This window comes from Porphyromonas levii DSM 23370 (assembly GCF_000379925.1).
Classification (GTDB): domain Bacteria; phylum Bacteroidota; class Bacteroidia; order Bacteroidales; family Porphyromonadaceae; genus Porphyromonas_A; species Porphyromonas_A levii.
Genome location: NZ_KB904288.1, coordinates 1 through 12,276, shown reverse-complemented (window position 1 = coordinate 12,276; position 12,276 = coordinate 1). Strand labels below are relative to the sequence as shown.

Genomic DNA, 12,276 nt, shown 5'->3' with positions numbered 1-12,276 from the left:
TCCCAAAGTGTACCCATTTACAATAATTGTGGTATTCAGTAGCTTATAAATAGATAAAAAAGACAAAGACCAATCTCCAAAACAGCCAAACACCTCCCAAAATACAGCAAAGAGCACCCCAAAGTACCCCCAAATACTACCCCCAACAGCGCCGATCTATACTTTGCGGAATCTAGGTTGCCCGAGCAAGAAAATTTATTCCTAGGAATAAATTTATTTTTCTCTAGGAATAAAAATATTTATCTGTACAAATAAATTTATTTATTCTTAGGAATAAAATTCCCTACTCTGGCAGAAATTTTTCTTGGCTATGGATATTGGTATTGCTACATATAGGGAGGGTGTTTCTCAGAGATAGCTATGAGGGTACTGGAGACTCTGGAGGAAACGGGTATAGCTTGATTATTTGCCCTTTTTGTTAACATTATTTGCCTCGCAAAATGTAGATGCTTTGATAGAAAATGACTAACATTGTAAGGGTAAAGAAATGATTAATCTTAAATACAATGATTGAGTAATGAGTGATATTAGACGTAAAGCAACGGAGATAATTAGAGGTCATAAGGCAATGGATGGTGCAGGTGTGCATCTAACCCGAGTATTGGGTATCAAGACGACTAATTCCTTTGATCCTTTCCTGATGTTGGATGGTTTTGACTCGCACAACCCAGAGGACTACATCAAGGGGTTCCCTTGGCATCCACACAGAGGCATAGAGACGGTAACTTATCTTATTGATGGAGCAATGGATCATGGGGATAGCCTTGGTAATAAAGGCTCAATCCTCGCTGGCGGTGTACAATGGATGTCTGCCGGCTCTGGGATTATTCACCAAGAGATGCCGCAAGCTTCTCAACACATGCTGGGGTGTCAGCTGTGGGTCAATCTACCGCGCAAAGATAAGATGAGTGAACCAAGTTATGGTGATATTGTAGCTAGCGATGTGCCAAAGGTAGAGGAGCCCAATGCTGTGGTGCGTGTAATTGCTGGAAACTACAAGGGTACCAAGGGCGGTTTCGCTCCTAAGTATGTCCAGGTGACTTATCTCGATGTGGCACTTAAGCCCGGCGAGACTTGGGAGTACAATGGTACTGCCAATAATGAGACGCTTTTCACCTACCTGTTCTCTGGTGAAATGGCTGTGAATGAGGCTTTGGATCAGATGGAGCATAAGGGTTGCGCCATCCTCTATAGCGCATCTAACGAGAATAAGGAGGAGTGCGAGACTGTGCGTATCAAGGCTGGTGCCGAGGGTGCTCGCTTTGCTCTATTCGCTGCTGAGCCTTTGCGGGAGCCGATTGCTTGGGGTGGTCCTGTAGTGATGAATACCCGCCAAGAGCTGGAACAAGCCTTCGACGAAATGGATAGAGGTACTTTTATCAAGGATAATGCTGCAATGGCCTAAGCCTCTATCGAACAGCGCTTCTCGGGTAGAGGTGTTCTGTAAATAGGTTGAAATGTGAAAGAGGCTACGCAATACCACTAGTTGGTTTGCGTAGCCTCTTTCATATCTGTCGATATTCGCCGATAACTTATCGGAGTCTTAGGATGTCCCCCTCCACTGGTGAGTAGTCTAGAGGTAGGTTGTTGAGCTCATAGAGAGACGACAATTGTATACCATAGGTTTGAGCAATACTATGAATAGACTCTCCTACTTGGATCACGTGCTCGAAGTGAGGTGGAATAGCTCGCTGTAGTTTGCGCTCTAGGTAGATGACATCGCCCTTCTCAAGAGGATAGCCCTCGGGAAGATCATTGTATTTGGTGAGTCGGCGTTCAGAGAGACCTAGCTCTTTGGCTATGCTACTCAGGGAGTCGCCCTCACCTGCAAGCACGTAGTGCAGTCCTGAACTGATATATACCTGACGGATATTGTCGGGAGTAGTGGGCTGCGTGATGGTCTTCTTCTTTGCAGGCTGTGGTGTCGGCTTATCGTAGGTATAGTGTCTGCCAGGGTTGCCAGCGTCTATGAGATACAGGCGATAGTCTTCGATGATCTTGATAAGCTTATTGGCGTAGCCTCGGTCGGTGGCATAGCCTGCTTTTTGTAACCCTCTTGCCCAGCCTTTATAGTCCTTATCATCGAGCCGAAATAGCCCTTGGTAGCGAGGCTGCTGTAGAAACTGACCATGGTCTCTAAAGGAATCCTCAGCTCTGTCGTAGGAGCGAAAGCACTCATTGGGTCGGTCGTCATTGTGAAAAGTACGATTACCACGCCAAGAGCGGTGGCACTTGATGCCGAAGTGGTTATTGGCTTGGGTGGCCAAGGTACTGAGACCAGCACCACTTTCCAGCAATCCTTGGGCTAGGGTGATACTTGCGGGAATGCCATACTCCCGCTGGTTAGCTAGAGCGATATTGGCATAACGCTCCACATATCTATTGTAGGGATTACCACTTCTCGCCACTGGCACGCGCTGGCTTTGGATAGTTGTGGATCTACTGGAGGTTCCACAACTGCTGGAGAGAAGCATGAGGACTACTATGGCAGAGCCCAAAAGAAATTGTCTCGTCATATTATTATTCGTCGTTACGTATAAGTTTTATGGTGTTGCCCTCCCCGCTCGCTATTGGCAGTGTATGGGTAGAGTCAATGGTGAGGCAGTAAGGCAGAGCATTTTCTTTGCCTGCGGCTACCATCCGAGGGTAGTGGTTGCTCTCCTTGATATAGTCTGTGAGCTGATGTCTGTGCGCTTGCCAAAGCTCTACCATCATACGGGAGGTGTCGGTGACAATCTCGTGCGTGGCAGAGAGTTGGTCACAGAGCGCAGCGGCAAAGAGTGCATCTTCCTTGGAAGGTCTCCCTTGCCAGCCTGCGCAGATAGCGAGTACATCTTTGTCGTGACAATACTCCGCTACTGCGGAAAGATTGATAAAAGTACCGATGACAGTCGTATACCCTTCGTTGATAGCTGCCTTGATGGTTCGGGTGCCATTGGTGGTAGTGAAGTAGATTTCGGCTCCTCCGATAGCGTCCTTGGTATATTCTGCGGGGTCATTACCGAACTGTGCAAAAGGGCAGCGTACTACATTCCTTTCGGCACCTACTATTTTCCCTTCAGCTGCGATGCGCTCTGCCTCCTCGATAGTCTCGAGAGGATAGATGGCTTTAGCCCCGTTGTGGAGTGCCGTAATCATAGTAGCAGAGGCTCGGAGTACGTCTATAACCACTGCTACAGTCCCTGGCTGCCTATGGGCAGTCAATAGCTCGGGTGTGAGTACAATATCTATCTTATGTTTCGTATTCATAGACCTGAGAGGTTTTGGAGCACAGAGCTAATCTTGGCAGTATCTGACATCATCGAGGTGAATTCCCCTACCGTCTCTGTGTAGTGGGTAGGAAAGGCAGGACTCTTGTAGCTCATTTGGCTAGCTTCTTCGCTTTGGAAGGTGCCGTGGACTTCCTTTACCCCTGTTTGCATAACGAGTTCACGGACATTGTCGGGGCGTATGCCTGCGCCTGCCATAATAGATATTCTGCCGCTGGCTAGGCGAACAAGTCGAGCTAGTCTATCTACGCCCTTGGGGGCTGATACCTCTCCGCCCGAGGTAAGGATGCGCTTGAACCCTAGCTGTATGGCTACTTCAAGCTCTTCCTCTAGGTTGCAGGTGCGGTCGAAAGCACGGTGCAGCGTAGCGGGTCTACCTCCACAAGCCTCTATGAGACGAGCATTGGCCTCCTTATTGAGGCGACCGTCCTTGTCCAGTACCCCAAAAGAAAACCCCTGGGCTCCTAAGTCGCGATAGGCTCTGATATCCTCAACCATCACGGCTAACTCGGTCTCGGAGTAGATAAAGTCGCCTCCACGTGGACGGATGATAGGAAATACTGGAATCTGGACAAGCTCTAAGGCTTTCTTAACTGTGCCAAAAGAGGGCGTCGTGCCCCCTTCTGGCAAGGCTGCGCATAGCTCTACCCTATGCGCTCCACCTGCTTCTGCCGCTATGGCAGAGGGGACTGAGTTGATACAAACTTCTATTGTAATCATTTTACTTATATCTATTAAGGATGTCGTTGAGGCTCGTGAGCTTCAGCTCCTTTAGTGTCGTTTGAGCTGTAATATCGGGATGAGTAATCACGATAGTATAAGAGCGGTTGGGGAGGATATCGCAGAAGTTGTCACTGTATTGCGCTCCTTGCCAAGGGCTTTCGATAAATAAATCCTTGATAAGATAGGGACTCCTTATGGTGAGTTCCAACCTCCCTTGACTTGCTTGGGCAGATACCTCTGGCGTACTCTGCTCCAGAAGCATCTCTTTAGGCTTAACTGGGTAGTAGACTTGGCGCGCAAGGTGTTGCCCATTCTGGTTGGTGAGCGTCAGCTCTAGGTACATCTGCTTTTGTGGGAGGGAGTCGGTGAGCTTCGTAACCAGGGTACTAAACGGGCTGGCTACGGGTGTGAAAGAAAGCTGGGTGCCCCACAGCTCCTTGCCCCTATAGTCATAACCCTTAACTGAGACTTGAAGCGGGGCTAAGTTTTTAGTAATATGGTCTGAAGCGATCCATAGCTCCAGCTCGTCCCCTCGCTCTACAAGGTCTATGATATATGGTGCATAAGCCTCCCGAGCATAGTAGTGGAGCGCCTTGTGGTTGCCCCAATAGTCTACACTCGACCAGCTAACGGTGGGCCATACATCGTTGAGTTGCCAATAGAGCGAGCCCATATTCATGGGGAAAGCTCTGCGAATAGCCCTGATGGCATACGCTATGCCGTGTCCCTGAAGTAGCTGACCGACATAGATATAATCGGAGAAAGCCGTGGGCACTGGGTAGTCGCGCTCCATGTAGTCGGTAATCCGCTGATTGCCAGTAAAGGATCTCTGCCTATTCTTGAGTATTGGGCTGTGAATGGAGAGGGTGTCTAGGTCGTATCCGGGAGCGAAACTCTGGATCGTTTTTATTTCTGGGAAAGCTTGGAAACCATACTCACTAGCAAAGCGCCCGGGGTTGATATCAAACTCCTCGAAGCGCTTCCCGCCAAACCAGACTCGCCAATTGTGGGCGTCTCCACTACGGAAGCTCTCTGGGATGCCCCAGTTGGAGCTGAGGGGAGAACCGTCTATGTACTGCACGTGTGGTACGAGTACATTAAGCTCGTTTGGGATAAAACCCTTGAAGAAATCATCGTAGTCCCTCAGCATCTGTGCATACTGCACATCTGTATAGCCGTATTTCGGCTTCCAGCCCCAGTGCTTTAGCCCTTCGCGAACCTCGTTATTACCGCAGATGAGAGCGAGTGAGGGGTGATTGCGGATACGCTGAAACTGACTCCTAAGTTCCAGAGCAACGGACGCCCTAAAGGCGATGTCATTGGGATAGGCAGTGCAAGCAAAGGGAAGGTCTTGCCATACTAGGATGCCGTACTTATCGGCAAGAGCGTAAAACTCCTCGGTCTCGTAGATGCCGCCTCCCCATATTCGGAGCATGTTGAAGTGTAAAGGAAGGATATCCTCTCTGAATATATCCTCCAGCGACCTGCCCCCTCCGCCAAATCGCCTATCGTGCGGGAGGTAATTGGCGCCCTTAGCATAGAAAGGTCTATTATTAACGATAAAGGAGAAGGCTTGACCTATGCTGTCCTTGCTGAGGTCAAGTCGGATCTCCCTAATACCGAAATGAGTGGTGTCGTTTACCGCAATCCCCTCTATCTCTACTTCCCTAATCAGCTGATACAAGTGCTGTTCGCCCCAGCCGTTGGGTTGCCACAGCATTGGTTTACTTACTATAAAAGAGCCATCTTCATTCTCTTCTACCCTCCGCCCAAGTGGGTCTATCAGTTTCAGGGTACGTGGATTGCAGGTGTTGTCGCTCACTGTTACCCTAGCTTGCTTTGCCTCTCCATTTTCGTCCCATTCTATCGTACTCCTTATATATAGGTCATCTAGTTGCCCTGTGTCTATAGGAGAGAGTGTTATGGGGTGCATCACGCCCATGGATATCATCCGTGGTCCCCAATCCCAACCATAGTGGTAGGGGGCGGTACGTACGAAAGGGCTGTATTTGATTTCCGCACGGTCGTTATCGGCGGGGTACATAAAACCATTGGCGAGGTACATAGCATGCGCTTTGCGTGTAGGTGAGAGGAGCCTCAGTACTAGCCGATTCTCTCCAGCTCTTAAGTGCTTAGAGACTATGATATTGTGCTTGGTAAAGAAATTGTCGATACTTTCAACCAGAGCCCCATTGATATACACTTCGGCAAAAGTATCCACCCCATCGAGCGTTAGTTGGTAGTGCTCATGGCGGGCGAGTTCGGTACTGTCGATGTCGAAAGACGTTACATAGAGCCAGTTGTTATCACTTACCCACTGCACGGAGTCCTCATTACTTCCAATGAAGTGGTGTGGTAGTGCGCCCGCCGCTATAAGTGTACCTTGTACCGTTCCCGGTAGTTCTGCTTGGTAAGTCGTAGTGTCGCCATCCATCTGTAGTGTGAAGTGGCGTAGCACCTGTACTCTCGTCTGTCCCTGAAGTCCTCCCGGTAGTATCATAAGTAGCATGGCGAGAAGCCACCTTGCCCTAATCGTCAAAATCCTTGCCATTATCTAATAAAACGCTATTCCGCCCGCACTGACAAAGGTAATAAAAATGCGCTGATTGTACGATATAGAAGAGGGGAGCATAAAATATGGTAGTTTGTTTTGCAAACTACTAAATTGTTTGTATCTTGCGCCTGGAAGGCAACGTCGCCTCCCCTTAGTAAATATTGTTATGATTAAGAGAACATGGATGGTATTAGTAGCTCTGCTACTTGGGGTTGCCAGTGCATCGGCTGGTGATGTAAAGAAAAACTTCGACCTTGATAGCTCGCCAAGGATTATTGAAGTGAGTAGTGCAATAGATGTGGAGGTGATATCCTCCAATCGGAATATGATGGAAGTGGTGGGTAGTGCCAAGGCTTTGAAGCAATTTGAATATTCTCTCAGCAAAGGCAAACTAGTCTTGAAGCGCAAGACGAAGCTCTTCGATAACCTCGTATCTGGAAAGATAGAAATCAAGCTCTACATCACGGGGGTAAAAGATATTGTTTCTATCGAGGCATCGGGTGCTTCAGCGGTTGAGCTTGAGAGTAATGTACCACTTGCTTTGCGCACACTTGATATTTCTGGAGCTAGTAAGATCTCTATCGAAGGACAGGTGCGGATTTTTGGCGCTGACGTTTCGGGAGCAAGCAAGTTGGACTTCGAAGGCTCCGCTCAAGAGATGATTCTAGATCTATCGGGCGCTTCTCGTGCTGAGGTAGATGTGTTATCCGTAAACGAACTATCCGTGGATGTCTCCGGAGCAAGTGGCATGGAGCTTACTGGGAAGGTAAGACGACTAGTGGCCGATGTATCAGGCGCATCTAGGCTCGATGCCCAAGAAGCCGTCATCGAGGCTGCTTCTCTCGAAGCTTCTGGTGCCAGTCGTATTACTGCTAAGCCCATCAAAGTGGAGCACAGTAGCGCTACGGGAGGCTCGTCTATCCGTCAGTAAATTGTGACTTATGCCAATAAAAGAGTGGCTACACGTGATCGAACCAATCGCGTGTAGCCACTTCTTAGTTATACGGAGTCTATAGTTACTTATAGAGGTAGCGCTTGATACTTTGCTTTGGAGTCTTCTCAAACTCTCCTTCGAGTAGCTCTATGGCATTGATCTGAGCAAATGCTGCAATCGCTTGATTGACTGTCTTACGATTATGGTTCATAACTTCCAGAATCTGCTCCTCGGTAGTATGCCCTGCCTTACTTAGCCCATCCCTATCAATAGCGAGTATCGCCACGATTTTCTTGTCGCGCTGTACTACGATGGCATCATTTACAAAAGGTTGCATAGATAGCTTAGCCTCTATCTCCTCAGGATAGATGTTCTGACCGTCGGGTCCCAATAGCATTGCCTTGGAGCGCCCCTTTAGGAAGATGCAATCATCCTCTATATACCCAAGGTCGCCCGTATGCATCCAGCCGTCCTCGGTGAAGAGCTCCTCAGTAGCCTTGGGATTCTTGTAGTATCCTTTGCATACATTTTCTCCCTTCACCTGTACCTCGCCTACCATTTTCCCCTCTATTCTCTGAGGATTGTCTATACGTACCTCCTCTATCTTATGCAGAATATGCCCTGAGGACTGGCGTTTGAATATCCTGTGGTTGGAGTACGAAATTATTGGTGAGCACTCGGTCATACCGTAACCAACGGTCACCGGAAAGCCTATGCTCAGGAGGAAAGACTCCACCTCGCTATTTAGGGCAGCCCCACCTACAATAAACTCCTGGATATTGCCGCCAAGTGCGTCAATGAGAGATTGGCAGATGCGTTGTTTCACCTTGCCTCTAATAATAGGGATGTTAAGAGCTAGCTTAATCTTGGGGTCGTTGAGCTTTGGCTGCAAAACGTTCTTATAAATCTTCTCTAATATTAGTGGCACAGAGAGAACCAAATTGGGCTTTACGTCCTTTAGCCCCTTGCTCAGGATATGTGGCGTAGGCTTGGAGCCTAGTATATACACATGGGCACCTTCTGCCTGAGGTAGTAAGAAGTTGAAAGCACAGCTATAGGCATGGGCATTGGGGAGGAAGCAAAGCATCTTATCGCCTCTGGTAACCAGTTTGGAGTCGATACCAAATTGGACGTTGGCAATGAGGTTATTCGCTGTTGCCATTACCCCTTTGCTAAATCCCGATGTCCCCGATGTGTAGCTTATAAGCACTACTTCCTCATTGCTCACCTCGGGATATTGTACATCCGCCTTGGTAAATCCATTGGGATACCTTTCAGCAAATAGAGCTTCCGCATCTGTGTCTTGGGCAAGTGCACTGGTGCTCAATGCCTCTACGGTATTCAGTGTCTTAACTCCGAAAACGCCAGTCACCATAGGGTGTGCTTCAGGCGATAGCGAACGTTCGTGCTCCTCTCCGACAAATACGAGTTTGCTTTCGCTATGTGCGATGATGTGTTGGATATCATCGGCATGAAACTGAGGTAGAATAGGCACAACTACTGCGCCGTAAGTGACAATGCCCATCCAGGTCATACACCACTCTGCACAGTCTTTGCCAATCAATGCTATCTTATCCCCTTTCTCTATTTGGTTATGCTGGAGCATCAGATGTACTTTTGCTATCCATTGAGCCATCTCAGCATAAGTGTAACCTTTCTTCTCCTCGTAATTACTAAATACGGGTAGCTCCCAATGCTCTTGGTACTTACTACCCATGAACTGAACAAAATTCTCAGATATCATAGATATATATTGCACATATTCAAAAATTATGTGCAAACTTATCAAGAAAATAGCAAACAGCCAAAACCGAATCTCGGTCGGAGCTAATTGTTTGAGCCATAGGAAATAAAGTGAAGACGTAAACTACCCAAATTTTTCTCTAGGAATAAATAAATTTATTTGTACAGATAAATATTTTTATTCCTAGAGAAAAATAAATTTATTCCTAGGAATAAATTTTGCTCCTCGCGCGAGCCACTGCATATACGAGCGATAACCGTTATGGATAGTACTACGTATACATGGTTGTTGCACGAAAGGAATGCTGTAGTTTGCTACGTATAACAGTCTCTATTTGTTGGCGTGGGAGGGTAGGTTGAGGGCAAATAAGCAAAGGGCTATGCGGTACACCGAATTCAGTCGGTGTCGCATAGCCCTTATGGTAGTGTAAGGGTTGGCTCTAATGGCTTGCCCTTTTAGTTGTATAGATAGCGCTTGATGCTTTGTTTTGGAGTTTTCTCGAAGTCCCCTTCGAGTAGCTCGAACATAGCTACTTGAGCGAAAGAGGCAATAGACTGGTTGAGGAGCTGTCTATTCTCTTCCAGTATTTTCTCTATTTCCTTATCGTTATTGCGCCCTGCTTTCTCTAGCGCAGCCCGATCAATGGTGACGATAGCGACATTTTTCTTCCCCTCACGCTGGACCACTATGGCCTCGTTCATAAATGGGAGCATAGCTATCTTTGCCTCAATCTCCTCAGGGTAGATATTTTGTCCATTAGGGCCGAGTAGCATCGCCTTGGACCTACCGCGGAGGTACACAAAGTGCTTCTCGATATATCCTAGATCGCCAGTCTTCATCCAGCCGTCTTCGGTAAATAGTTCAGAGGTTGCCTTTTCGTCTCTGAAATACCCCATGCATACATTTTCTCCCTTTATCTGAATCTCACCCACACGCTTGCCCTCAATCTCCTGAGCATCGGCAATGCGCAATTCCTCTATCATGTGCAGCACTTTTCCGCATGTGCGAGGGGTGTAGTCTTTGGGCTTGCAGTAGCTAACGAGAGGAGCACACTCGGTCATGCCATATCCCACAGTTATTGGGAATTTTATCTTGGATAGGAAGTCCGCAATCTCACTATTAAGTGCTGCGCCACCTACAATAAAGCTGTGGAGATTACCGCCTAGAGCATCAATCAGAGCCTGGCGGAATTTCTTGAGAACCGTTTGGCGAAGGATAGGGGTATTGAGGGCAATCTTTACCTTCGTGCTACTGAGTTGGGGTGCGAGCACACTCTTATATATCTTCTCTAGTACAAGAGGAACAGAGAGGATGAGTCGAGGACGAACCTCTTTGAGCGCTTTGAGCAACACCGTAGGCGTAGGCTTTTGTCCTAATATGTAGACATGAGCACCTACACGAAGGGGGAGTAGGAAGTTGAAAGCGCAACTATAGGAGTGTGCATTGGGAAGGAAGCAGAGGAGGTTGTCGCCCCTACTTTGCATGTCTTGGGTGAGGGAAAAGACGATATTGGCAGCTAGGTTGTTGGCGGTTGTCATCACGCCCTTGCTAAATCCTGCAGTGCCTGAGGTGTAGCTGATAACCATCAATTCCTTATTATCTACCTCGGGGAAGTGGATATCGTCGCGGGTAAATTTATTGGGGTATTTTGCTTGGAAGATAGCCTCAATATCTGTGTTACTTGCTATCGGAGAGAGGCAAAGATGGTCTACAGGTTTGAGGTCCTCGATGCCAAATACGCCTACCGTATTGGGTATTTCCTCTCGGGTGAGCATCTTTAAATGTTCAGGCCCAGCAAATACTAGTTTGCTTTGGCTATGGTTGAGGATATGGATGATATCACTGCGATGAAAGTCGGGGAGGATGGGAACCACTACGGCGCCGTATGTGGCAATGCCCATCCATATCATGCACCACTCTGCACAGTCTTTACCAACGAGTGCTACATGGTCGCCCTGTTGGATGCCATTATGCTCCAATAGGAGATGTACTTTGGTGCTCCATTGCGCCACGTCGGCGACGGTGAAGGTCTTTGCCTCCTTATAATTGGTGAACGCAGGCAATGCCCAATTTTCACGGAATACCTGCTCATACATCTTTACGAAATTCTCTTTTATCATACGCTAGTCCTATTTAATTAAGTTCGTATTGAACAAATGTACCTATTTGCTGTCAATTATCAATAAAACTGTGACTATGGATTCTCGTTTTACCTTGTGTCTGTTGCAACGTTATCTCATGTCGGAGATAAATTGGTATCTTACGCCAGAAACTGGGGAACACTCGGTTATATACTTGTCTGATTTAATAGTTATACGATGAAGAGGCTATTTGTTGGTTTATTGTTTCTAATGGTGGGGGGTATGCCCTCGTTTGCCCAGAAGAAGATGGTGTACGGTGAGGTCACGCAAATTGACACCTCCAAATTGATTTACTACTATGTATACAGCTTTAATGAAACAGAGCGAGAGGGAAAGGCTCGTATGGTGCTACAGGTCGGCGATAAGCTCCAACGCTTCTCATCTATGGAGAATTATTTGAGCGACTCATTGGCACTTACTTTCAATAATGAGCCACAGGATACTAGGTTATTGTCCCGAAAAACTATGGAGCTCCGTAGAAGTCTGGATTTTAGAGGGGATGTTCGGTGGGTTCTTTATACTAATTATCCTATCGGGAAGCGCAGCATTACGGATAGGGTCTTTATGGATCGTTTCCTGACGGAGGAGAAAGACGTACCCCCTGAGTGGCAGTTGGTAGATGAGCAAAAGGAGATAGCCGGTCGTCTTTGCTCCAAAGCGACGACTACACTCTATGGAAGAAAGTGGGTGGTATGGTACTCTGAGAAAGAGAGTCGTCCGGATGGCCCTTGGCTATTGAGAGGACTTCCAGGAGTGGTCGTACTTGCTGAAGATAGCACAGGGGACTTCTCTTTTGAGCTCTATAAGATAGAGCACCGTTCTACACCTATATTGTATGGTGTGAGGGACTACTTCAAAGCCAGCAGAAATGATGTGCTCAAGGCGATGAAGAGGTACTATGACAATATGGC

At 47.5% G+C, this 12,276-nt stretch carries 9 protein-coding genes; 3 read left to right on the top strand and 6 right to left on the bottom strand.

All coding sequences use genetic code 11. The features are described from left to right. The first annotated feature begins 517 nt into the window (after positions 1-517). Complete coding sequence (locus A3GG_RS0109290) at positions 518-1,405, top strand: pirin family protein (protein ID WP_018359021.1); 888 nt, start codon at positions 518-520, stop codon at positions 1,403-1,405. A 127-nt stretch (positions 1,406-1,532) separates the two neighbouring features. Here the strand turns inward: A3GG_RS0109290 and A3GG_RS0109285 are convergent, their stop codons facing one another. The 4 genes from A3GG_RS0109285 to A3GG_RS0109270 are packed head-to-tail and all read right to left on the bottom strand — an operon-like array spanning position 1,533 to position 6,543. Continuing rightward, positions 1,533-2,516, bottom strand: coding sequence for a glucosaminidase domain-containing protein (locus A3GG_RS0109285; protein WP_018359020.1), 984 nt, complete (start codon positions 2,514-2,516; stop codon positions 1,533-1,535). 4 nt (positions 2,517-2,520) lie between these two features. Further along, complete coding sequence (locus A3GG_RS0109280; RefSeq protein WP_018359019.1) at positions 2,521-3,249, bottom strand: 2-phosphosulfolactate phosphatase; 729 nt, start codon at positions 3,247-3,249, stop codon at positions 2,521-2,523. Next, on the bottom strand, positions 3,246-3,989 hold the full coding sequence (locus A3GG_RS0109275) for a copper homeostasis protein CutC (protein ID WP_018359018.1): 744 nt from the start codon (positions 3,987-3,989) through the stop codon (positions 3,246-3,248). The genes A3GG_RS0109280 and A3GG_RS0109275 overlap by 4 nt, the downstream gene beginning before the upstream one ends. A gap of 1 nt (position 3,990) precedes the next feature. Further along, a complete protein-coding gene (locus A3GG_RS0109270; RefSeq protein ID WP_018359017.1) occupies positions 3,991-6,543 on the bottom strand; it encodes a beta-mannosidase in 2,553 nt (850 codons plus the stop codon). Between the two features lie 169 nt (positions 6,544-6,712). On the opposite strand from A3GG_RS0109270, the gene A3GG_RS12870 reads away from it, so the two are divergent. Then, positions 6,713-7,477: a GIN domain-containing protein gene (locus A3GG_RS12870; protein WP_083900402.1), complete on the top strand. Its 765-nt coding sequence runs from the start codon at positions 6,713-6,715 to the stop codon at positions 7,475-7,477. Between the two features lie 85 nt (positions 7,478-7,562). Here A3GG_RS12870 and A3GG_RS0109260 read toward each other — a convergent pair whose 3' ends face one another. Together A3GG_RS0109260 and A3GG_RS0109255 are read right to left on the bottom strand one after the other, a co-directional pair. Next, positions 7,563-9,224, bottom strand: a complete 1,662-nt coding sequence (locus tag A3GG_RS0109260) for an AMP-binding protein (RefSeq protein ID WP_018359015.1) — start codon at positions 9,222-9,224, stop codon at positions 7,563-7,565. Positions 9,225-9,679: 455 nt separating this feature from the next. Then, complete coding sequence (locus A3GG_RS0109255; RefSeq protein ID WP_018359014.1) at positions 9,680-11,344, bottom strand: AMP-binding protein; 1,665 nt, start codon at positions 11,342-11,344, stop codon at positions 9,680-9,682. A gap of 198 nt (positions 11,345-11,542) precedes the next feature. Here A3GG_RS0109255 and A3GG_RS0109250 point away from each other — a divergent pair. Next, positions 11,543-12,276 (top strand): GLPGLI family protein (locus A3GG_RS0109250; RefSeq protein WP_018359013.1); only part of this gene is annotated, 734 nt, incomplete at its 3' end.